Origin of the sequence: Streptomyces sp. NPDC048434, from assembly GCF_043200375.1 — a bacterium.
In the GTDB taxonomy this organism is placed as follows: domain Bacteria; phylum Actinomycetota; class Actinomycetes; order Streptomycetales; family Streptomycetaceae; genus Streptomyces.
Genome location: NZ_JBICXQ010000011.1, coordinates 45,760 through 65,487, shown reverse-complemented (window position 1 = coordinate 65,487; position 19,728 = coordinate 45,760). Strand labels below are relative to the sequence as shown.

The following is a 19,728-nucleotide window of genomic DNA, read 5'->3' as shown; positions in this document are numbered from 1 at the left end:
CCGTCGGCCCCAAGACCCCCGTTTCAGACCACAGACTTACAACCCTGAGAGGGATTGACGCATAGTGCTCGACGTCAACTTCTTCGATGAGCTCCGGATCGGTCTGGCCACCGCTGACGACATCCGTCAGTGGAGCCACGGCGAGGTCAAGAAGCCCGAGACCATCAACTACCGCACCCTCAAGCCCGAAAAGGACGGACTCTTCTGCGAGAAGATCTTCGGTCCGACCCGGGACTGGGAGTGCTACTGCGGTAAGTACAAGCGCGTCCGCTTCAAGGGCATCATCTGCGAGCGTTGCGGCGTCGAGGTCACTCGCGCCAAGGTGCGTCGTGAGCGGATGGGCCACATCGAGCTGGCCGCTCCCGTTACCCACATCTGGTACTTCAAGGGCGTGCCGAGCCGGCTGGGCTACCTGCTGGACCTCGCGCCCAAGGACCTCGAGAAGGTCATCTACTTCGCCGCCTACATGATCACGTGGGTGGACGAGGAGCGCCGTACGCGCGACCTGCCCTCGCTGGAGGCGCATGTCTCCGTCGAGCGTCAGCAGATCGAGCAGCGCCGCGACTCCGACCTGGAGGCCCGCGCCAAGAAGCTCGAGACCGACCTGGCCGAGCTCGAGGCCGAGGGTGCCAAGGCCGATGTGCGCCGCAAGGTGCGCGAGGGTGCCGAGCGTGAGATGAAGCAGCTGCGCGACCGTGCGCAGCGCGAGATCGACCGTCTCGACGAGGTGTGGAACCGCTTCAAGAACCTCAAGGTCCAGGACCTCGAGGGCGACGAGCTGCTCTACCGCGAGCTGCGTGACCGCTTCGGCACGTACTTCGACGGCTCCATGGGTGCCGCTGCCCTGCAGAAGCGCCTGGAGACCTTCGACCTCGACGAGGAGGCCGAGCGCCTCCGCGAGATCATCCGTACCGGCAAGGGCCAGAAGAAGACCCGTGCGCTCAAGCGCCTCAAGGTCGTCTCCGCCTTCCTGCAGACCCGCAACAGCCCCAAGGGCATGGTGCTGGACTGCATCCCGGTGATCCCGCCGGACCTGCGTCCGATGGTGCAGCTGGACGGTGGCCGCTTCGCGACCTCCGACCTGAACGACCTGTACCGCCGTGTGATCAACCGCAACAACCGCCTCAAGCGTCTCCTTGACCTCGGTGCCCCCGAGATCATCGTGAACAACGAGAAGCGGATGCTGCAGGAGGCCGTCGACGCGCTGTTCGACAACGGCCGCCGCGGTCGCCCGGTGACCGGTCCCGGTAACCGTCCGCTGAAGTCCCTCAGCGACATGCTGAAGGGCAAGCAGGGCCGGTTCCGTCAGAACCTGCTCGGTAAGCGAGTCGACTACTCGGCGCGTTCCGTCATCGTCGTCGGCCCGCAGCTCAAGCTGCACCAGTGCGGTCTGCCCAAGGCCATGGCGCTGGAGCTCTTCAAGCCGTTCGTGATGAAGCGCCTGGTGGACCTCAACCACGCGCAGAACATCAAGAGCGCGAAGCGCATGGTCGAGCGCGGCCGCACGGTCGTCTACGACGTGCTCGAAGAGGTCATCGCCGAGCACCCGGTGCTGCTGAACCGTGCACCGACCCTGCACCGTCTGGGCATCCAGGCCTTCGAGCCGCAGCTGGTCGAGGGCAAGGCCATTCAGATTCACCCGCTCGTCTGCACCGCGTTCAACGCGGACTTCGACGGTGACCAGATGGCCGTCCACCTCCCGCTGTCCGCGGAGGCCCAGGCCGAGGCCCGCATCCTGATGCTGTCCTCGAACAACATCCTCAAGCCGGCCGACGGCCGTCCGGTCACCATGCCGACCCAGGACATGGTGCTCGGTCTCTTCTTCCTCACCACGGATGAAGAGGAGCGCAAGGTCATCGGTGAGGGCCGCGCGTTCGGCTCCGCCGCCGAGGCGATCATGGCGTTCGACGCCAAGGAGCTCTCGCTCCAGGCGAAGGTCGACATCCGCTTCCCGATCGGCACCGTCCCGCCCCGTGGCTGGACCCCGCCGGTTCCGGAAGAGGGCGAGCCCGAGTGGCAGCAGGGCGACAGCTTCCGGCTGCGGACGACCCTGGGCCGTGCGCTCTTCAACGAGCTGCTGCCCGAGGACTACCCGTTCGTCGACTACTCGGTGGGCAAGAAGCAGCTCTCCGCGATCGTCAACGACCTGGCAGAGCGCTACCCGAAGGTCATCGTGGCGGCGACGCTCGACAACCTGAAGGCGGCCGGCTTCCACTGGGCGACCCGTTCCGGCGTCACCGTCGCCGTCTCGGACATCGTCGTGCCGGAGGCCAAGAAGGCCATCGTCGCGGGCTACGAGGCCCAGGACGAGAAGGTCCAGAAGCAGTACGAGCGCGGTCTGATCACCAAGGACGAGCGCACGCAGGAACTGATCAACATCTGGACCAAGGCGACCAATGAGGTCTCCGAGGCGATGAATGAGAACTTCCCCAAGACGAACCCCATCTTCATGATGGTTGACTCGGGTGCCCGAGGAAACATGATGCAGATGCGGCAGATCGCCGGTATGCGTGGTCTGGTGTCGAACGCGAAGAACGAGACCATCCCGCGTCCGATCAAGGCGTCGTTCCGCGAGGGTCTGTCCGTGCTGGAGTACTTCATCTCCACGCACGGTGCCCGTAAGGGTCTGGCGGACACCGCTCTGCGTACCGCCGACTCCGGTTACCTCACCCGTCGTCTGGTCGACGTCTCCCAGGACGTCATCATTCGCGAGGAGGACTGCGGCACGGAGCGTGGCCTCAAGCTGCGGATCGCCTCGAAGGATGCCGCCGGCGTCCTGCGCAAGGCGGACGACGTCGAGTCCAGCGTCTACGCACGCATGCTGGCCGAGGACGTCGTCGTCGACGGCAAGGTCGTCGCTCCGGCGAACGTCGACCTCGGTGACGTGCTCATCGACGCGCTGGTCAACGCGGGCGTCGAGGAGGTCAAGACCCGCTCGGTCCTGACCTGTGAGTCCGCGGTCGGCACCTGTGCCTTCTGCTACGGCCGTTCGCTGGCCACCGGCAAGCTGGTCGACATCGGTGAGGCGGTCGGCATCATCGCCGCCCAGTCCATCGGTGAGCCCGGCACCCAGCTGACGATGCGTACCTTCCACACCGGTGGTGTGGCCGGTGACGACATCACCCTGGGTCTGCCGCGTGTCGTCGAGCTCTTCGAGGCCCGTACGCCCAAGGGTGTCGCCCCGATCTCGGAGGCGGCCGGCCGCGTCCGGATCGAGGAGACCGAGAAGACCAAGAAGCTCGTCGTCACCCCGGACGACGGCAGCGACGAGACCGCCTACGGCGTCTCCAAGCGTGCCCGTCTCCTGGTGGGCGAGGGCGACCACGTCACCGTCGGTCAGCCGCTGACCGTGGGTGCGGTCAACCCGCACGACGTGCTGCGGATCCTCGGCCAGCGCGCCGTCCAGGTCCACCTGGTCGGCGAGGTCCAGAAGGTCTACAACAGCCAGGGCGTGGCGATCCACGACAAGCACATCGAGATCATCATCCGGCAGATGCTGCGCCGTGTGACGATCATCGAGTCCGGCGACGCGGAGCTGCTGCCGGGCGAGCTGGTGGAGCGCACGAAGTTCGAGGGCGAGAACCGTCGCGTCGTGGCGGAAGGCGGCCACCCGGCCTCCGGCCGTCCGCAGCTGATGGGTATCACCAAGGCTTCGCTGGCCACCGAGTCCTGGCTGTCGGCGGCGTCCTTCCAGGAGACGACCAGGGTCCTGACCGACGCGGCGATCAACGCCAAGTCGGACTCCCTGATCGGCCTCAAGGAGAACGTCATCATCGGTAAGCTCATCCCGGCCGGTACGGGCCTGTCCCGCTACCGCAACATCCGGGTCGAGCCCACCGAGGAGGCCAAGGCCGCGATGTACTCGGCCGTCGGTTACGACGACATCGACTACTCGCCCTTCGGCACCGGCTCCGGCCAGGCGGTCCCGCTGGAGGACTACGACTACGGTCCGTACAACCAGTAAGCCCGGTCAGTACGACAGCAACAGGGCGGCCATCCCTTGCGGGGTGGCCGCCCTGCGGCGTTGTCCGGCCCTCCCACCGGGTCGGGGGCCGCGCGGGGGAACTTGTCCTCCCATTGCTGCGTCTCTGATGAGAAGATGGAGAGTACTGTCGAGCGGGGGGAGGTTCGCGAAGTGGCATTCCAGCCGTGGCAGGGCGGGCAGCCGGCTCAGCCGTCGAATCAGGTGCCTGCCATGCGTGCCTCGCACGCCGATCGTGAGCGGGCGGTCGATGTGCTCAAGGCGGGGTTCGCCGAGGGGCGGCTGCAGCAGCCGGAGTACGAGCAGCGGATCACACGGGCCTACAAGGCGCAGACGCATGCCGAATTGCAGATGCTGGTAGCGGATCTTCCGCAGGGGCCGGTACCGCAGGCGCAGTTCGTGCCGCAGCGGCCCATGGTGCCGGCGACGTTCATGCCGATGCAGATGCCGGTGCCGGTGCACACCAACAGCTCGGCGACGGGCGCGCTGGTCTGCGGGATCATGACGCCGGTGACGTGGGGGCTGACGGCGATTCCGGCGGTGATCCTGGGGCACAAGGCGCGCGCCGAGATCCGCCGCACCGGGGAGCGCGGGGATGGCCAGGCCATGACGGGGCTGGTGCTGGGCTGGCTGGCGATCGGCGGCTGGGCGCTGTTCCTGCTGGTCTTCATCCTGACGGCGGCGGTCAACCTCTGACCGGTCCGCGGGCCGGGGCCACGGCGGGCGGTGCGCGGCCGCGGTGTGTTGCGGGGGCGTGGCGCCTTCTTCCGTACCGTCGCTGATCGCACTACGGTGACCGCAACGCCGTGACGAGTCCGGCGTGTCCTTCGCGTGTGCATTTGTTTTGACCGCAGCCCATGCGGTAGGTACGCTCTGACCTTGTGCCTGGGGTGTCCCTGGGCTGCCGTGCGCGCAATCTCCATAGCCTCTGGCCGGAGAGCCACAGCACGGAAGCCAGGTTTTGACACCGCAATCTGCCGCCTCACTCGTTCCAGCGAGGGATCGGACTGCAGTATTCGACACACCCGACCGCGTGGGTCGGGGAATGTTCCAGGTTAGCTTTACCGAGACTGGCACACAGAAACCGGAGAAACGGTGCCTACGATCCAGCAGCTGGTCCGAAAGGGCCGGCAGGACAAGGTCGAGAAGAACAAGACGCCCGCGCTCGAGGGTTCGCCCCAGCGCCGTGGCGTCTGCACGCGTGTTTTCACGACCACCCCGAAGAAGCCGAACTCGGCCCTGCGTAAGGTCGCGCGTGTGCGTCTGACCAGCGGGATCGAGGTCACCGCTTACATTCCGGGTGAGGGCCACAACCTCCAGGAGCACTCGATCGTGCTCGTGCGTGGCGGCCGTGTGAAGGACCTGCCGGGTGTTCGGTACAAGATCATCCGCGGCTCCCTCGACACGCAGGGCGTCAAGAACCGCAAGCAGGCTCGCAGCCGCTACGGCGCCAAGAAGGAGAAGTAAGAATGCCTCGTAAGGGCCCCGCCCCGAAGCGCCCGGTCATCATTGACCCGGTCTACGGTTCTCCTCTGGTGACCTCCCTCATCAACAAGGTGCTGCTGAACGGAAAGCGCTCCACCGCCGAGCGCATCGTTTACGGCGCCATGGAGGGTCTGCGCGAGAAGACCGGTAACGACCCGGTCATCACGCTCAAGCGCGCGCTCGAGAACATCAAGCCGACCCTCGAGGTCAAGTCCCGCCGTGTCGGTGGCGCGACCTACCAGGTCCCGATCGAGGTCAAGCCCGGCCGTGCCGGCACCCTCTCGCTCCGCTGGCTCGTGGGCTACTCCCGCGCCCGCCGCGAGAAGACCATGACCGAGCGCCTCATGAACGAACTGCTCGACGCCTCCAACGGCCTCGGCGCTTCGGTCAAGAAGCGTGAGGACACGCACAAGATGGCCGAGTCCAACAAGGCCTTCGCGCACTACCGCTGGTAGTCGCAACCCACATCGAGACCGAGAGAAGATTGAGCCACTATGGCCACCACTTCGCTTGACCTGGCCAAGGTCCGCAATATTGGGATCATGGCCCACATCGACGCGGGCAAGACGACCACCACCGAGCGGATCCTGTTCTACACCGGCGTTTCTTACAAGATCGGTGAGGTCCACGACGGCGCTGCCACGATGGACTGGATGGAGCAGGAGCAGGAGCGCGGCATCACGATCACGTCTGCCGCGACGACCTGCCACTGGCCGCTGGAAGACGTCGACAACACCATCAACATCATCGACACCCCGGGCCACGTCGACTTCACGGTCGAGGTGGAGCGCTCGCTGCGCGTCCTGGACGGTGCGGTGACGGTGTTCGACGGCGTTGCCGGTGTCGAGCCCCAGTCCGAGACCGTCTGGCGTCAGGCGGACCGCTACGGCGTTCCGCGTATCTGCTTCGTCAACAAGCTCGACCGCACGGGTGCCGAGTTCCACCGCTGCGTCGACATGATCGTGGACCGCCTCGGCGCGACCCCGATCGTGATGCAGCTCCCGATCGGCACCGAGGCCGACTTCAAGGGCGTCGTCGACCTCGTGACGATGAAGGCCCTGGTCTGGTCGGCCGAGGCCGCCAAGGGCGAGATGTACGACACCGTCGACATCCCGGACACCCACATCGAGGCTGCCGACGAGTGGCGCGGCAAGCTGCTCGAGGCCGTTGCCGAGAACGACGAAGAGAGCATGGAGCTGTACCTGGAGGGCCAGGAGCCCACCGTGGAGCAGCTCTACGCGGCGATCCGTCGGATCACCATCGCTTCGGGCAAGGCCGAGAACACCACCGTCACCCCGGTGTTCTGCGGTACCGCGTTCAAGAACAAGGGCGTGCAGCCCCTGCTCGACGCGGTTGTGCGCTACCTCCCCTCCCCCCTGGACGTCGAGGCCATCGAAGGCCACTCCGTCAAGGACCCGGAAGAGATCATCAAGCGCCAGCCGTCCGAGAGCGAGCCGCTGGCCGCTCTGGCGTTCAAGATTGCGAGCGACCCCCACCTGGGCAAGCTCACCTTCATCCGCATCTACTCGGGCCGCCTTGAGGCCGGCTCGCAGGTGCAGAACTCGGTGAAGGGCAAGAAGGAGCGCATCGGCAAGATCTACCGGATGCACGCGAACAAGCGTGAGGAGATCGAGTCGGTGGGTGCCGGTGACATCGTCGCCGTCATGGGTCTGAAGCAGACCACCACCGGTGAGACCCTCTGCGACGCGGGCAACCCGGTCATCCTGGAATCGATGGAGTTCCCGGCCCCGGTCATCCAGGTCGCCATTGAGCCCAAGTCCAAGGGCGACCAGGAGAAGCTGGGTGTCGCCATCCAGCGACTCGCCGAAGAGGACCCCTCGTTCCAGGTGCACACCGACGAGGAGACCGGCCAGACCATCATCGCGGGTATGGGCGAGCTGCACCTCGACGTGCTGGTCGACCGTATGAAGCGTGAGTTCCGGGTCGAGGCCAACGTCGGCAAGCCGCAGGTCGCGTACCGCGAGACCCTGCGCAAGCCGGTCGAGCGTCTCGACTACACGCACAAGAAGCAGACTGGTGGTTCCGGCCAGTTCGCGAAGGTGCAGATCGCGATCGCGCCCCTCGAGGGCGACGGTTACGAGTTCGAGAACAAGGTCACCGGTGGCCGTATCCCGCGGGAGTACATCCCGTCCGTGGACGCGGGCTGCCAGGAGGCCATGGAGTTCGGTGTTCTCGCCGGCTACCCGCTGACCGGCGTCAAGGTCACGCTGCTCGACGGTGCGTTCCACGAGGTCGACTCCTCGGAAATGGCCTTCAAGATCGCCGGTTCGATGGCCTTCAAGGAGGCCGCGCGCAAGGCCTCCCCGGCCCTGCTCGAGCCGATGATGAAGGTCGAGGTCACCACGCCCGAGGACTACATGGGCGATGTGATCGGCGACATCAACTCGCGCCGTGGACAGATTCAGTCCATGGAGGAGCGCAGCGGCGCCAAGCTCATCACGGGCCTGGTCCCCCTGTCGGAGATGTTCGGCTACGTCGGCGACCTCCGCAGCAAGACCTCGGGTCGCGCAAGCTACTCGATGCAGTTCGACTCCTACGCCGAGGTTCCCCGGAACGTCGCCGAGGAGATCATCGCGAAGGCCAAGGGCGAATAGCTCCGTCTCCCGAGAGTCGGAACACGCTTTAGGCTTGACACCGTCTGATGGGGCAATCCCCGCAATCCGTGAGGATTGCCCCGTCAGCCGGCATCCCAGCAAAGATCACCTGGCGCCGATGAGTAAGGCGTACAGAACCACTTCAGGAGGAACCAGTGGCGAAGGCGAAGTTCGAGCGGACTAAGCCGCACGTCAACATCGGCACCATCGGTCACATTGACCACGGTAAGACGACCCTCACGGCCGCCATTACCAAGGTGCTGCACGACGCGTACCCCGACCTGAACGAGGCCTCGGCCTTCGACCAGATCGACAAGGCTCCTGAGGAGCGCCAGCGCGGTATCACGATTTCGATCGCGCACGTCGAGTACCAGACGGAGAACCGTCACTACGCCCACGTCGACTGCCCCGGTCACGCGGACTACATCAAGAACATGATCACGGGTGCGGCGCAGATGGACGGCGCCATCCTCGTGGTTGCCGCCACCGACGGCCCGATGCCGCAGACCAAGGAGCACGTGCTCCTGGCCCGCCAGGTCGGCGTTCCGTACATCGTTGTCGCCCTGAACAAGGCCGACATGGTGGACGACGAGGAGATCCTGGAGCTCGTCGAGCTCGAGGTCCGTGAGCTCCTCTCCGAGTACGAGTTCCCCGGCGACGACGTTCCGGTCGTCAAGGTCTCGGCGCTCAAGGCGCTCGAGGGCGACAAGGAGTGGGGCGACTCCGTCCTCAAGCTCATGAACGCCGTCGACGAGTCGATCCCGCAGCCCGAGCGCGACGTCGACAAGCCGTTCCTGATGCCGATCGAGGACGTCTTCACGATCACCGGCCGTGGCACCGTTGTCACCGGTCGTATCGAGCGTGGTGTCCTCAAGGTCAACGAGACCGTCGACATCATCGGCATCAAGACCGAGAAGACCACCACCACGGTCACCGGTATCGAGATGTTCCGGAAGCTCCTCGACGAGGGCCAGGCCGGTGAGAACGTCGGTCTGCTGCTTCGCGGTATCAAGCGCGAGGACGTCGAGCGCGGCCAGGTCATCATCAAGCCGGGTTCGGTCACGCCGCACACCTCGTTCGAGGCCCAGGCGTACATCCTGTCGAAGGACGAGGGTGGCCGCCACACCCCGTTCTTCAACAACTACCGCCCGCAGTTCTACTTCCGCACCACCGACGTGACCGGCGTCGTGACCCTCCCCGAGGGCACCGAGATGGTCATGCCGGGCGACAACACTGAGATGACCGTTGAGCTCATCCAGCCCGTCGCGATGGAAGAGGGCCTGAAGTTCGCCATCCGTGAGGGTGGCCGGACCGTCGGCGCCGGCCAGGTCACCAAGATCACGAAGTAATTTCGCTGATCCGGGTGATCCGGTAGCTCCCGGCCTTCGGGCCGGGGGTGCGGGGCGCTGTCCCGAAAAAGCACGGCAAGGAGCCCTGTCCACCATCAGGTGGGCGGGGCTCCTTGACAGTTGGGTCCCGATTGGCCTTAGGCGTCCGGGGTATGGCACACTGTCCAGGTTGCTCGGTTGAGTGCCAATGCTGCGCGCCTCTCGCCGGGAGGACCGGAAGCGAGTCCCAGGTATTCGTCGTCCCTTCTCAGGGCCGGAAATACGGGAATCTTTCGGGAAGCGTCAGCGGGGTGCCTCGACCAGGCGTCCGGTGGGTGTTCTTCCCCTGCCTACTCCTTCTGAAGGATCTCCTTTACGGAGATTTACGGGAAGGGGTGCGACACGCCCGACCGCGTGGGTCGGAGAAGAACGGTGCTTCCCAGGGAGCACAGCACACCGGGTCCCAGAGCGTTACGAGAGACAGGACTACGAAGTAGCCATGGCGGGACAGAAGATCCGCATCCGGCTCAAGGCCTACGACCACGAGGTCATCGACTCTTCGGCGAAGAAGATCGTCGAGACGGTGACCCGTACTGGTGCGTCGGTCGCGGGCCCGGTGCCGCTGCCCACTGAAAAGAACGTGTACTGCGTCATCAAGTCGCCGCACAAGTACAAGGACGCGCGCGAGCACTTCGAGATGCGCACGCACAAGCGCCTGATCGACATCCTCGACCCGACGCCCAAGACCGTTGACTCGCTGATGCGCCTGGACCTTCCGGCCGGCGTTGACATCGAGATCAAGCTCTGAGAGGCGCGGAAGAGATGGCTAAGCAGATCAAGGGCATCCTGGGCGAGAAGCTCGGCATGACCCAGGTCTGGGACGAGAACAACCGTGTCGTCCCGGTGACCGTGGTGAAGGCCGGCCCCTGCGTCGTTACCCAGGTGCGTACCAATGACCAGGACGGTTACGACTCCGTCCAGATCGCCTTCGGCGAGATCGACCCGCGCAAGGTGAACAAGCCCCTCAAGGGCCACTTCGCGAAGGCCGACGTCACCCCCCGTCGCCACCTCGTCGAGGTTCGTACCACCGATGCCGGTGAGTACACCCTCGGCCAGGAAGTGACCGCTGAGACCTTCGAGTCCGGCGTCAAGGTGGATGTGACCGGCAAGAGCAAGGGCAAGGGCTTCGCCGGTGTCATGAAGCGTCACGGCTTCCATGGCGGCAAGGCCTCCCACGGTGCCCACCGTGTGCACCGTAAGCCTGGCTCCATCGGTGGCTGCGCCACCCCGGGCCGTGTGTTCAAGGGCATGCGGATGGCCGGCCGTATGGGCAATGAGCGGGTCACCACCCAGAACCTGACCGTCCATGCCGTTGACGCGGAGAAGGGTCTGCTGCTCATCAAGGGCGCAGTTCCTGGTCCGAACGGCGGCCTCGTCCTGGTCCGTACCGCGGCCAAGGGGGCCTGAGGTAACCGATGAGCACCATTGACATCCTTTCGCCGGCAGGCGACAAGGCCGGTACCGTCGAGCTCCCCACGGAGATCTTCGACGCGAAGGTCAGCGTTCCGCTGATCCACCAGGTCGTTGTCGCACAGCTGGCCGCTGCCCGTCAGGGCACGCACAAGACCAAGACTCGCGGCGAGGTCCGCGGCGGTGGCAAGAAGCCGTACCGCCAGAAGGGCACCGGCCGTGCGCGTCAGGGTTCGACCCGCGCGCCGCAGTTCGCCGGCGGTGGCGTCGTCCACGGCCCCGTGCCGCGTGACTACAGCCAGCGGACCCCGAAGAAGATGAAGGTCGCCGCCCTGCGCGGTGCCCTCACCGACCGGGCCCGCAACAGCCGCATCCACGTCGTTGCCGGCGTGGTCGAGGGCGACATCTCCACCAAGGCCGCCAAGACTCTTCTCGGCAAGGTCAGCGAGCGCAAGAACGTGCTCCTGGTCGCCGAGCGCAGCGACGAGGCCGCGTGGCTGTCCGCCCGCAACCTGCCCCAGGTTCACATCCTGGAGCCGGGCCAGCTGAACACGTACGACGTGCTCGTCTCCGACGACGTGGTCTTCACCAAGGCCGCCTTCGAGTCCTTCGTGTCTGGCCCCAAGGCCGCTGAGACCGAAGGGAGCGACGCCTGATGACTGAGGCCGTCGTCACCAGCAAGACCTTCTCGGACCCGCGTGACGTGCTCGTCAAGCCGGTTGTCTCGGAGAAGAGCTACGCGCTGCTGGACGAGAACAAGTACACGTTCATCGTCGCGCCCGGCAGCAACAAGACCCAGATCAAGCAGGCCGTCGAGGCGGTCTTCTCGGTCAAGGTCACCGGGGTCAACACGATCAACCGGCAGGGCAAGCGCAAGCGCACCCGCACCGGTTACGGCAAGCGCGCCGACACCAAGCGCGCCATCGTGACCCTCGCCGAGGGCGACCGTATCGACATCTTCGGCGGCCCGGTCTCCTAACGGAGTCCGAGTCGTCCGGAATCGGACGAGGACTGAGAAATGGGTATCCGCAAGTACAAGCCGACGACCCCGGGCCGTCGTGGCTCCAGCGTCGCCGACTTTGTCGAGATCACGCGGTCCACGCCGGAGAAGTCGCTGGTCCGCCCGCTGCACAGCAAGGGCGGCCGTAACAACGCCGGTCGTGTGACCGTTCGCCACCAGGGCGGTGGCCACAAGCGCGCCTACCGAGTGATCGACTTCCGTCGTCACGACAAGGACGGCGTGCCGGCCAAGGTCGCGCACATCGAGTACGACCCGAACCGCACCGCGCGCATCGCGCTGCTGCACTACGCAGACGGCGAGAAGCGCTACATCATCGCGCCCCGTGGCCTGGCCCAGGGTGCTCGGATTGAGAACGGCGCTGGCGCCGACATCAAGCCGGGCAACAACCTGCCGCTGCGTCACATCCCCGTGGGTACGACGATCCACGCGATCGAACTGCGTCCGGGCGGCGGTGCGAAGTTCGCCCGCTCGGCCGGCGCCTCCGTGCAGCTGCTGGCGAAGGAGGGCCGCATGGCCCACCTTCGTATGCCGTCCGGTGAGATCCGCCTGGTCGACGTGCGCTGCCGCGCCACTGTCGGCGAGGTCGGCAACGCCGAGCAGTCGAACATCAACTGGGGTAAGGCCGGCCGCATGCGCTGGAAGGGCGTCCGCCCGACCGTGCGTGGTGTTGTGATGAACCCCGTCGACCACCCGCACGGTGGTGGTGAGGGCAAGACCTCCGGTGGTCGCCACCCGGTCTCGCCGTGGGGTCAGAAGGAGGGTCGTACTCGTTCGCCGAAGAAGGCGAGCAACAAGTACATCGTCCGCCGCCGCAAGACGAACAAGAAGCGCTAGGAGCGGGTTTAGATGCCGCGCAGTCTCAAGAAGGGGCCCTTCGTCGACGACCACCTTTCCAAGAAGGTGGATGTTCAGAACGATGCCGGCACCAAGAACGTCATCAAGACCTGGTCCCGCCGCTCCATGATCGTCCCGGCCATGCTCGGCCACACGATCGCGGTGCATGACGGCCGCAAGCACGTCCCGGTGTTCGTCACCGAGTCGATGGTCGGCCACAAGCTCGGCGAGTTTGCGCCGACCCGCACCTTCCGCGGCCACGAGAAGGACGACCGCAAGTCGCGGCGTCGTTGATCGGCGGAGTGCGAAGACTATGACTGACACCGAAGGGACAACCATGGAAGCCAGGGCCCAGGCGCGGTACATCCGCGTCACGCCCATGAAGGCCCGCCGCGTGGTGGACCTTATCCGTGGCATGGATGCCACGGAGGCTCAGGCGGTCCTGCGTTTCGCCCCGCAGGCCGCGAGCGTGCCGGTTGGCAAGGTGCTGGACAGCGCCATTGCCAACGCTGCACACAACTACGACCACACCGACGCCGGCAGCCTCGTCATCTCCGAGGCATTCGTCGACGAGGGCCCGACCCTGAAGCGGTTCCGTCCGCGTGCCCAGGGCCGTGCCTACCGGATCCGCAAGCGGACCAGCCACATCACCGTGGTCGTCAGCAGCAAGGAAGGAACCCGGTAATGGGCCAGAAGGTTAACCCGCACGGGTTCCGGCTCGGCATCACCACCGACTTCAAGTCGCGCTGGTACGCCGACAAGCTGTACAAGGACTACGTCAAGGAAGACGTCGCCATTCGTCGCATGATGACGAAGGGCATGGAGCGCGCCGGTATCTCCAAGGTGGAGATCGAGCGCACCCGTGAGCGCGTCCGCGTTGACATCCACACCGCTCGTCCGGGCATCGTCATCGGCCGCCGCGGCGCCGAGGCCGACCGCATCCGCGGCGAACTGGAGAAGCTGACCGGCAAGCAGGTCCAGCTGAACATCCTCGAGGTCAAGAACCCCGAGACCGATGCTCAGCTCGTGGCCCAGGCCGTCGCCGAGCAGCTCTCCTCCCGCGTCTCCTTCCGTCGCGCCATGCGTAAGAGCATGCAGTCGACGATGAAGGCCGGCGCCAAGGGCATCAAGATCCAGTGCGGTGGCCGTCTCGGCGGCGCCGAGATGTCCCGCTCGGAGTTCTACCGCGAGGGCCGTGTGCCCCTGCACACGCTCCGCGCGAACGTCGACTACGGCTTCTTCGAGGCCAAGACCACCTTCGGCCGTATCGGTGTGAAGGTCTGGATCTACAAGGGCGACGTCAAGAACATCGCCGAGGTGCGTGCCGAGAACGCTGCCGCCCGTGCGGGTAACCGCCCGGCCCGCGGTGGCGGCAACGACCGCCCGCGTCGCGGTGGCGAGCGTGGCGGCCGTGGTGGCCGCAAGCCGCAGCAGCAGACCGCCGCTGCCGAGGCCCCCAAGGCCGAGGCCGCTGCCGCTGCTCCGGCGGAGACCCCCGGAACGGAGGCCTGACCGACATGCTGATCCCTCGCAGGGTCAAGCACCGCAAGCAGCACCACCCGAAGCGCAGTGGTATGGCCAAGGGTGGCACCGAGCTGGCCTTCGGTGAGTACGGCATTCAGGCCGTCACCCCGGCTTACGTGACGAACCGTCAGATCGAGTCCGCTCGTATCGCGATGACCCGTCACATCAAGCGTGGCGGCAAGGTCTGGATCAACATTTACCCGGACCGCCCGCTCACGAAGAAGCCGGCCGAAACCCGCATGGGTTCCGGTAAGGGTTCTCCGGAGTGGTGGGTCGCGAACGTCAAGCCCGGTCGGGTGATGTTCGAGCTGTCCTTCCCGAACGAAAAGGTTGCCAAGGAGGCGCTGACCCGCGCCGCCCACAAGCTTCCGATGAAGTGCCGCATTGTGCGGCGCGAGGCAGGTGAGTCGTGATGGCGGCCGGTATCAAGGCGACCGAGCTGCGCGAGCTGAATGACGAGGACCTCGTCGGCAAGCTTCGTGAGGCCAAGGAGGAGCTGTTCAACCTCCGCTTCCAGGCGGCGACCGGACAGCTCGAGAACCACGGTCGGCTCAAGTCCGTCCGTAAGGACATCGCCCGGATCTACACCCTGATGCGTGAGCGCGAGCTGGGCATCGAGACGGTGGAGAGCGCCTGATGAGCGAGAAGAATGTGACTGAGACGAACGAGCGCGGTTTCCGCAAGACCCGTGAGGGTCTCGTCGTCAGCGACAAGATGGACAAGACCGTCGTCGTCGCTGTCGAGGACCGTGTCAAGCACGCGCTGTACGGCAAGGTCATCCGCCGTACCAACAAGCTCAAGGCGCACGACGAGCAGAACGCTGCCGGCGTCGGCGACCGTGTCCTCCTGATGGAGACCCGGCCGCTGTCCGCCACCAAGCGCTGGCGCATCGTCGAGATCCTCGAGAAGGCCAAGTAATCCCTCCTGGGGGGACCCCCTAGGAACAGTTCCGCCAGGCTCGGCAGGGGCTCGCCTCATCAGAGGAAAGCCCCTGCCGGGAACCGGCAGACAAACAGGAGATAGACGTGATCCAGCAGGAGTCGCGACTGCGTGTCGCCGACAACACTGGTGCGAAGGAGATCCTTTGCATCCGTGTTCTCGGTGGTTCCGGTCGCCGCTACGCGGGCATCGGTGACGTCATCGTCGCCACCGTGAAGGACGCGATCCCCGGTGGCAACGTGAAGAAGGGTGACGTCATCAAGGCGGTCATCGTTCGCACCGTCAAGGAGCGCCGCCGTCCGGACGGCTCGTACATCCGCTTCGACGAGAACGCGGCCGTCATCCTCAAGAACGATGGCGACCCCCGCGGCACCCGCATCTTCGGCCCCGTGGGCCGGGAGCTGCGCGAGAAGAAGTTCATGAAGATCATCTCGCTCGCGCCGGAGGTGCTGTAACCGATGAAGATCAAGAAGGGCGACCTGGTCCAGGTCATCACCGGTAAGGACAAGGGCAAGCAGGGCAAGGTCGTCCAGGCCTTCCCCCGCGAGGACCGTGTCCTGGTCGAGGGTGTCAACCGGGTCAAGAAGCACACCAAGGCCGGACAGACCGCTCGTGGTTCGAAGACCGGCGGCATCGTGACGACCGAAGCCCCTGTCCACGTGAGCAATGTTCAGCTCGTGGTGGAGAAGGACGGCAACAAGGTCGTCAGCCGCGTCGGGTACCGCTTCGACGACGAGGGCAACAAGATCCGCGTTGCCAAGCGGACCGGTGAGGACATCTGATGACTGCCACCACCAACGCGCCGCGTCTCAAGACGCGCTACCGCGAAGAGATCGCCGGGAAGCTGAAGGACGAGTTCTCGCTCGAGAACGTCATGCAGATCCCCGGTCTGACCAAGATCGTGGTCAACATGGGTGTGGGCGACGCCGCCCGCGACTCCAAGCTGATCGAGGGCGCCATCCGCGACCTCACCACGATCACCGGACAGAAGCCGGCCGTCACCAAGGCCCGTAAGTCCATCGCGCAGTTCAAGCTGCGTGAGGGCCAGCCGATCGGTGCCCACGTCACCCTCCGTGGTGACCGCATGTGGGAGTTCCTGGACCGCCTGCTGTCGCTCGCGCTGCCGCGCATCCGCGACTTCCGTGGTCTGTCCCCGAAGCAGTTCGACGGTCGGGGCAACTACACCTTCGGTCTCACGGAGCAGGTCATGTTCCACGAGATCGACCAGGACAAGATCGACCGGACGCGGGGCATGGACATCACCGTGGTCACCACGGCGTCCAACGACGATGAGGGCCGCGCCCTGCTTCGTCACCTCGGCTTCCCGTTCAAGGAGAACTGACCGTGGCGAAGAAGGCTCTGATCGCTAAGGCGGCTCGTAAGCCGAAGTTTGCTGTCCGCGCGTACACGCGTTGCCAGCGCTGCGGCCGTCCGCACTCCGTCTACCGCAAGTTCGGCCTGTGCCGCGTGTGCCTTCGTGAGATGGCTCACCGTGGCGAGCTGCCGGGCGTGACCAAGAGCTCCTGGTAATCCCTTAATTGGGACGACCAGGGCTCTCGGTAAGCATTCGGCCGGCGGGCGCCCACCTCTTCTTTCCCGTAGGGTAGAAGGGTTTGGGCGCACCGCCGCCCGAGACCGACCGCGGGCCGCGCCCGCATAAAGTCGCTTACTACGCCGTAGGTCCCCGCGCCGCACCCGTCCCGACTCTGATCGGGGAGAGGGATGGCGCACATAGGAAACCCCGGCGAGAGAGGCCGAAGGCCAATTCATGACCATGACTGATCCCATCGCAGACATGCTGACCCGTCTGCGTAACGCGAACTCGGCATACCACGACGACGTCGTGATGCCGCACAGCAAGATCAAGTCGCACATCGCGGAGATCCTCCAGCAGGAGGGCTACATCACCGGCTGGCGCGTCGAGGACGCCGAGGTTGGCAAGAACCTCGTCCTCGAGCTGAAGTTCGGCCCGAACCGCGAGCGTTCGATCGCCGGCATCAAGCGGATCTCGAAGCCGGGCCTGCGTGTCTACGCAAAGTCCACCAACCTGCCGAAGGTCCTCGGCGGCCTGGGCGTGGCGATCATCTCCACGTCCCACGGTCTCCTGACCGGTCAGCAGGCCAGCAAGAAGGGCGTGGGTGGGGAAGTCCTCGCCTACGTCTGGTAACCAGGGAACGGAGGAATAGCTAATGTCGCGTATTGGCAAGCTGCCCATCCAGGTTCCCGCTGGTGTGGACGTCACCATCGAGGGCCGTACGGTCGCGGTGAAGGGCCCCAAGGGTTCCCTCTCGCACACCGTCGCGGCGCCCATCGAGGTCGCCAAGGGTGAGGACGGTGTCGTCACCGTCTCCCGCCCGAACGACGAGCGTCAGAACAAGGCCCTGCACGGCCTGTCCCGCACGCTGGTGGCGAACATGATCACCGGCGTGACCCAGGGCTACAGCAAGGCGCTCGAGATCAGCGGTGTCGGTTACCGCGTCCAGGCGAAGGGCTCCAACCTGGAGTTCGCCCTGGGCTACAGCCACCCCATCGTCGTCGAGGCGCCCGAGGGCATCTCCTTCAAGGTCGAGTCCCCGACCAAGCTCAGCGTCGAGGGCATCGACAAGCAGAAGGTCGGCGAGGTTGCGGCGAACATCCGCAAGCTGCGCAAGCCTGACCCGTACAAGGCCAAGGGCGTCAAGTACGCCGGCGAGGTCATCCGCCGCAAGGTCGGAAAGGCTGGTAAGTAAGCCATGGCATACGGTGTGAAGATCGCCAAGGGCGACGCTTACAAGCGTGCCGCCGCAAAGCGGCGCCACATCCGCATCCGTAAGCGGATTTCGGGTACCCCGGAGCGTCCGCGTCTGGTGGTGACGCGGTCCAACCGTGGCATCACCGCGCAGGTCATCGACGACATTGCGGGCCACACTGTGGCCTCGGCGTCGAGCCTGGACGCGTCGATCCGTGGTGGCGAGGGCGACAAGAGCGCTCAGGCCAAGAAGGTCGGCTCCCTGGTCGCCGAGCGTGCCAAGGCCGCCGGTGTCGAGGCCGTCGTGTTCGACCGTGGTGGCAAGCAGTACGCCGGGCGGATTGCCGCTCTGGCCGACGCCGCCCGCGAAGCCGGGCTGAAGTTCTAAGCCCCGGTTCCGGAGCTAGCGGACGTAACAGAGAGAGGTAAATCCAATGGCTGGACCCCAGCGCCGCGGGAGCGGTGCCGGTGGCGGCGAGCGGCGGGACCGGAAGGGTCGCGACGGTGGCGCTGCCGCCGAGAAGACCGCATACGTTGAGCGCGTTGTCGCGATCAACCGTGTCGCCAAGGTTGTCAAGGGTGGCCGTCGCTTCAGCTTCACCGCGCTGGTCGTGGTGGGCGATGGTGACGGCACCGTAGGTGTCGGTTACGGCAAGGCCAAGGAAGTTCCGGCTGCCATCGCCAAGGGCGTGGAAGAGGCCAAGAAGAACTTCTTCAAGGTCCCCCGTATCCAGGGCACCATCCCTCACCCCATCCAGGGCGAGAAGGCTGCGGGCGTCGTCCTGCTCAAGCCGGCTTCCCCCGGTACCGGTGTGATCGCCGGTGGCCCCGTGCGTGCCGTTCTGGAGTGCGCGGGCATCCACGACGTGCTGAGCAAGTCGCTCGGTTCGTCGAACCCGATCAACATCGTGCACGCCACGGTGACCGCGCTTCGGGGCCTTCAGCGCCCCGAGGAGATCGCGGCCCGTCGTGGCCTGCCGCTGGAGGACGTTGCTCCCGCCGCTCTGCTGCGGGCGCGTGCCGGGGTGACCGCGTGATGGCGCACCTCAAGATCACGCAGACGAAGTCTTTCATCGGTAGCAAGCAGAACCACCGCGACACCCTTCGTTCGCTGGGCCTCAAGCGGCTCAACGACGTGGTTGTCAAGGAGGACCGCCCCGAGTTCCGCGGAATGGTGCACACCGTCCGCCACCTCGTGACGGTTGAGGAGGTCGACTGACATGGCGGAGACCAACCCGCTGAAGGTCCACAACCTCCGTCCTGCCCCGGGTGCCAAGACCGCCAAGACCCGTGTCGGTCGTGGTGAGGCGTCCAAGGGTAAGACTGCTGGTCGTGGTACCAAGGGCACGAAGGCCCGTTACCAGGTTCCGGAGCGCTTCGAAGGCGGGCAGATGCCCCTCCACATGCGCCTCCCGAAGCTGAAGGGCTTCAAGAACCCCGCCCACAAGCAGTTCCAGGTCGTGAACCTGGACCGGCTGGCCGCGCTCTACCCGCAGGGTGGCGAGGTCACGGTGGCCGATCTGGTCGCCAAGGGCGCGGTGCGCAACAACGAGCTCGTCAAGGTGCTGGGCGCCGGCGAGATCTCCGTGGCGCTGCAGGTGACGGTTGACGCCGTCTCCGGCTCCGCCAAGGAGAAGATCGCCGCTGCCGGCGGCACCGTCACCGAGCTCCTCTGAGTTCGTTGGCTCAACTGACCGGGGATGCCCATCGTTTGGGGCATCCCCGGTTGGTCGTTCCACGGGGGTAGGCTCGCCGGTAAGGTGGCATGCACTGTTATTTTTCGGGGCATGGCCCCGGAACCC

27 protein-coding genes are annotated in these 19,728 nt (G+C 65.7%); all 27 read left to right on the top strand.

Annotated elements, in window-relative coordinates; all coding sequences use genetic code 11:
- Nucleotides 1-64: 64 nt before the first annotated feature.
- The 27 genes from ACGFWI_RS15110 to rplO all read left to right on the top strand — a co-directional run bounded on the left by ACGFWI_RS15110 (nt 65) and on the right by rplO (nt 19,602).
- A complete protein-coding gene (locus ACGFWI_RS15110; RefSeq protein ID WP_393906387.1) occupies nt 65-3,964 on the top strand; it encodes a DNA-directed RNA polymerase subunit beta' in 3,900 nt (1,299 codons plus the stop codon).
- 231 nt (nt 3,965-4,195) lie between these two features.
- On the top strand, nt 4,196-4,678 hold the full coding sequence (locus tag ACGFWI_RS15105; RefSeq protein ID WP_393906386.1) for a DUF1707 and DUF4190 domain-containing protein: 483 nt from the start codon (nt 4,196-4,198) through the stop codon (nt 4,676-4,678).
- 399 nt (nt 4,679-5,077) lie between these two features.
- Complete coding sequence (gene rpsL / locus ACGFWI_RS15100) at nt 5,078-5,449, top strand: 30S ribosomal protein S12 (RefSeq protein ID WP_003948652.1); 372 nt, start codon at nt 5,078-5,080, stop codon at nt 5,447-5,449.
- A 2-nt stretch (nt 5,450-5,451) separates the two neighbouring features.
- On the top strand, nt 5,452-5,922 hold the full coding sequence (gene rpsG / locus ACGFWI_RS15095; RefSeq protein WP_168479944.1) for a 30S ribosomal protein S7: 471 nt from the start codon (nt 5,452-5,454) through the stop codon (nt 5,920-5,922).
- A gap of 39 nt (nt 5,923-5,961) precedes the next feature.
- The gene (gene fusA, locus ACGFWI_RS15090) at nt 5,962-8,082 is read left to right on the top strand and encodes an elongation factor G (RefSeq protein WP_393906385.1); all 2,121 of its coding nucleotides are present in this window, start codon (nt 5,962-5,964) and stop codon (nt 8,080-8,082) included.
- Between the two features lie 155 nt (nt 8,083-8,237).
- Entirely contained in the window at nt 8,238-9,431 is a 1,194-nt protein-coding gene (tuf, locus tag ACGFWI_RS15085; RefSeq protein WP_127151661.1) for an elongation factor Tu, read from the top strand.
- A 478-nt stretch (nt 9,432-9,909) separates the two neighbouring features.
- Nucleotides 9,910-10,218 (top strand): 30S ribosomal protein S10, encoded by a 309-nt coding sequence (rpsJ, locus tag ACGFWI_RS15080; protein WP_014054162.1) that lies wholly within the window; start codon nt 9,910-9,912, stop codon nt 10,216-10,218.
- A gap of 14 nt (nt 10,219-10,232) precedes the next feature.
- Complete coding sequence (rplC, locus tag ACGFWI_RS15075) at nt 10,233-10,877, top strand: 50S ribosomal protein L3 (RefSeq protein WP_030986140.1); 645 nt, start codon at nt 10,233-10,235, stop codon at nt 10,875-10,877.
- A gap of 8 nt (nt 10,878-10,885) precedes the next feature.
- Nucleotides 10,886-11,536 carry a 50S ribosomal protein L4 gene (rplD, locus tag ACGFWI_RS15070; RefSeq protein WP_393906384.1) on the top strand — a complete coding sequence of 217 codons (651 nt, stop codon included), beginning with the start codon at nt 10,886-10,888 and terminating at the stop codon, nt 11,534-11,536.
- Nucleotides 11,536-11,859 (top strand): 50S ribosomal protein L23, encoded by a 324-nt coding sequence (gene rplW / locus ACGFWI_RS15065; RefSeq protein ID WP_393906383.1) that lies wholly within the window; start codon nt 11,536-11,538, stop codon nt 11,857-11,859. Before rplD ends, rplW begins: the two co-directional genes overlap by 1 nt.
- A gap of 39 nt (nt 11,860-11,898) precedes the next feature.
- Nucleotides 11,899-12,735 (top strand): 50S ribosomal protein L2, encoded by an 837-nt coding sequence (gene rplB, locus ACGFWI_RS15060; RefSeq protein WP_030074780.1) that lies wholly within the window; start codon nt 11,899-11,901, stop codon nt 12,733-12,735.
- Nucleotides 12,736-12,747: 12 nt separating this feature from the next.
- Nucleotides 12,748-13,029, top strand: coding sequence for a 30S ribosomal protein S19 (gene rpsS / locus ACGFWI_RS15055; RefSeq protein ID WP_018090899.1), 282 nt, complete (start codon nt 12,748-12,750; stop codon nt 13,027-13,029).
- A gap of 43 nt (nt 13,030-13,072) precedes the next feature.
- Nucleotides 13,073-13,420, top strand: a complete 348-nt coding sequence (gene rplV / locus ACGFWI_RS15050; protein WP_184575744.1) for a 50S ribosomal protein L22 — start codon at nt 13,073-13,075, stop codon at nt 13,418-13,420.
- The gene (gene rpsC / locus ACGFWI_RS15045; protein WP_030986147.1) at nt 13,420-14,247 is read left to right on the top strand and encodes a 30S ribosomal protein S3; all 828 of its coding nucleotides are present in this window, start codon (nt 13,420-13,422) and stop codon (nt 14,245-14,247) included. The genes rplV and rpsC overlap by 1 nt, the downstream gene beginning before the upstream one ends.
- 5 nt (nt 14,248-14,252) lie before the next feature.
- Nucleotides 14,253-14,672: a 50S ribosomal protein L16 gene (rplP, locus tag ACGFWI_RS15040; protein WP_006604880.1), complete on the top strand. Its 420-nt coding sequence runs from the start codon at nt 14,253-14,255 to the stop codon at nt 14,670-14,672.
- A complete protein-coding gene (gene rpmC, locus ACGFWI_RS15035; protein ID WP_030074787.1) occupies nt 14,672-14,896 on the top strand; it encodes a 50S ribosomal protein L29 in 225 nt (74 codons plus the stop codon). The genes rplP and rpmC overlap by 1 nt, the downstream gene beginning before the upstream one ends.
- On the top strand, nt 14,896-15,177 hold the full coding sequence (rpsQ, locus tag ACGFWI_RS15030) for a 30S ribosomal protein S17 (RefSeq protein WP_006604882.1): 282 nt from the start codon (nt 14,896-14,898) through the stop codon (nt 15,175-15,177). The genes rpmC and rpsQ overlap by 1 nt, the downstream gene beginning before the upstream one ends.
- A gap of 107 nt (nt 15,178-15,284) precedes the next feature.
- A complete protein-coding gene (rplN, locus tag ACGFWI_RS15025) occupies nt 15,285-15,653 on the top strand; it encodes a 50S ribosomal protein L14 (protein ID WP_003992364.1) in 369 nt (122 codons plus the stop codon).
- A gap of 3 nt (nt 15,654-15,656) precedes the next feature.
- Nucleotides 15,657-15,980, top strand: coding sequence for a 50S ribosomal protein L24 (gene rplX, locus ACGFWI_RS15020; RefSeq protein WP_393906382.1), 324 nt, complete (start codon nt 15,657-15,659; stop codon nt 15,978-15,980).
- Complete coding sequence (rplE, locus tag ACGFWI_RS15015) at nt 15,980-16,540, top strand: 50S ribosomal protein L5 (protein ID WP_086717611.1); 561 nt, start codon at nt 15,980-15,982, stop codon at nt 16,538-16,540. The genes rplX and rplE overlap by 1 nt, the downstream gene beginning before the upstream one ends.
- Before the next feature lie 2 nt (nt 16,541-16,542).
- Nucleotides 16,543-16,728: a type Z 30S ribosomal protein S14 gene (locus ACGFWI_RS15010; RefSeq protein WP_004571834.1), complete on the top strand. Its 186-nt coding sequence runs from the start codon at nt 16,543-16,545 to the stop codon at nt 16,726-16,728.
- A gap of 238 nt (nt 16,729-16,966) precedes the next feature.
- Nucleotides 16,967-17,365 (top strand): 30S ribosomal protein S8, encoded by a 399-nt coding sequence (gene rpsH / locus ACGFWI_RS15005; RefSeq protein WP_129295746.1) that lies wholly within the window; start codon nt 16,967-16,969, stop codon nt 17,363-17,365.
- A 22-nt stretch (nt 17,366-17,387) separates the two neighbouring features.
- Nucleotides 17,388-17,927 carry a 50S ribosomal protein L6 gene (gene rplF, locus ACGFWI_RS15000; protein WP_393906381.1) on the top strand — a complete coding sequence of 180 codons (540 nt, stop codon included), beginning with the start codon at nt 17,388-17,390 and terminating at the stop codon, nt 17,925-17,927.
- Nucleotides 17,928-17,930: 3 nt separating this feature from the next.
- The gene (gene rplR, locus ACGFWI_RS14995; protein ID WP_086717614.1) at nt 17,931-18,314 is read left to right on the top strand and encodes a 50S ribosomal protein L18; all 384 of its coding nucleotides are present in this window, start codon (nt 17,931-17,933) and stop codon (nt 18,312-18,314) included.
- Between the two features lie 46 nt (nt 18,315-18,360).
- Nucleotides 18,361-18,963: a 30S ribosomal protein S5 gene (rpsE, locus tag ACGFWI_RS14990; protein WP_393906380.1), complete on the top strand. Its 603-nt coding sequence runs from the start codon at nt 18,361-18,363 to the stop codon at nt 18,961-18,963.
- Entirely contained in the window at nt 18,963-19,145 is a 183-nt protein-coding gene (gene rpmD, locus ACGFWI_RS14985; RefSeq protein WP_030074796.1) for a 50S ribosomal protein L30, read from the top strand. The genes rpsE and rpmD overlap by 1 nt, the downstream gene beginning before the upstream one ends.
- Nucleotide 19,146: 1 nt before the next feature.
- Nucleotides 19,147-19,602: a 50S ribosomal protein L15 gene (gene rplO / locus ACGFWI_RS14980; RefSeq protein WP_393906379.1), complete on the top strand. Its 456-nt coding sequence runs from the start codon at nt 19,147-19,149 to the stop codon at nt 19,600-19,602.
- Nucleotides 19,603-19,728: the final 126 nt, after the last annotated feature.

What these genes read in the sequence shown, in the direction of transcription:
- rpsQ (WP_006604882.1), top strand. Translation starts at nt 14,896, where the DNA reads ATGAGCGAGAAGAATGTGACTGAGACGAACGAGCGCGGTTTCCGCAAG.
- rpmD (WP_030074796.1), top strand. Translation starts at nt 18,963, where the DNA reads ATGGCGCACCTCAAGATCACGCAGACGAAGTCTTTCATCGGTAGCAAG.
- rplR (WP_086717614.1), top strand. Translation starts at nt 17,931, where the DNA reads ATGGCATACGGTGTGAAGATCGCCAAGGGCGACGCTTACAAGCGTGCC.
- ACGFWI_RS15105 (WP_393906386.1), top strand. Translation starts at nt 4,196, where the DNA reads ATGCGTGCCTCGCACGCCGATCGTGAGCGGGCGGTCGATGTGCTCAAG.
- rplW (WP_393906383.1), top strand. Translation starts at nt 11,536, where the DNA reads ATGACTGAGGCCGTCGTCACCAGCAAGACCTTCTCGGACCCGCGTGAC.
- rplO (WP_393906379.1), top strand. Translation starts at nt 19,147, where the DNA reads ATGGCGGAGACCAACCCGCTGAAGGTCCACAACCTCCGTCCTGCCCCG.
- rplX (WP_393906382.1), top strand. Translation starts at nt 15,657, where the DNA reads ATGAAGATCAAGAAGGGCGACCTGGTCCAGGTCATCACCGGTAAGGAC.
- rplD (WP_393906384.1), top strand. Translation starts at nt 10,886, where the DNA reads ATGAGCACCATTGACATCCTTTCGCCGGCAGGCGACAAGGCCGGTACC.
- rpmC (WP_030074787.1), top strand. Translation starts at nt 14,672, where the DNA reads ATGGCGGCCGGTATCAAGGCGACCGAGCTGCGCGAGCTGAATGACGAG.
- rpsG (WP_168479944.1), top strand. Translation starts at nt 5,452, where the DNA reads ATGCCTCGTAAGGGCCCCGCCCCGAAGCGCCCGGTCATCATTGACCCG.
- fusA (WP_393906385.1), top strand. Translation starts at nt 5,962, where the DNA reads ATGGCCACCACTTCGCTTGACCTGGCCAAGGTCCGCAATATTGGGATC.
- rplB (WP_030074780.1), top strand. Translation starts at nt 11,899, where the DNA reads ATGGGTATCCGCAAGTACAAGCCGACGACCCCGGGCCGTCGTGGCTCC.
- rpsC (WP_030986147.1), top strand. Translation starts at nt 13,420, where the DNA reads ATGGGCCAGAAGGTTAACCCGCACGGGTTCCGGCTCGGCATCACCACC.
- rpsJ (WP_014054162.1), top strand. Translation starts at nt 9,910, where the DNA reads ATGGCGGGACAGAAGATCCGCATCCGGCTCAAGGCCTACGACCACGAG.
- rplV (WP_184575744.1), top strand. Translation starts at nt 13,073, where the DNA reads ATGGAAGCCAGGGCCCAGGCGCGGTACATCCGCGTCACGCCCATGAAG.
- rpsS (WP_018090899.1), top strand. Translation starts at nt 12,748, where the DNA reads ATGCCGCGCAGTCTCAAGAAGGGGCCCTTCGTCGACGACCACCTTTCC.
- rplC (WP_030986140.1), top strand. Translation starts at nt 10,233, where the DNA reads ATGGCTAAGCAGATCAAGGGCATCCTGGGCGAGAAGCTCGGCATGACC.
- rplP (WP_006604880.1), top strand. Translation starts at nt 14,253, where the DNA reads ATGCTGATCCCTCGCAGGGTCAAGCACCGCAAGCAGCACCACCCGAAG.
- rplF (WP_393906381.1), top strand. Translation starts at nt 17,388, where the DNA reads ATGTCGCGTATTGGCAAGCTGCCCATCCAGGTTCCCGCTGGTGTGGAC.
- rplE (WP_086717611.1), top strand. Translation starts at nt 15,980, where the DNA reads ATGACTGCCACCACCAACGCGCCGCGTCTCAAGACGCGCTACCGCGAA.
- rpsE (WP_393906380.1), top strand. Translation starts at nt 18,361, where the DNA reads ATGGCTGGACCCCAGCGCCGCGGGAGCGGTGCCGGTGGCGGCGAGCGG.
- rpsH (WP_129295746.1), top strand. Translation starts at nt 16,967, where the DNA reads ATGACCATGACTGATCCCATCGCAGACATGCTGACCCGTCTGCGTAAC.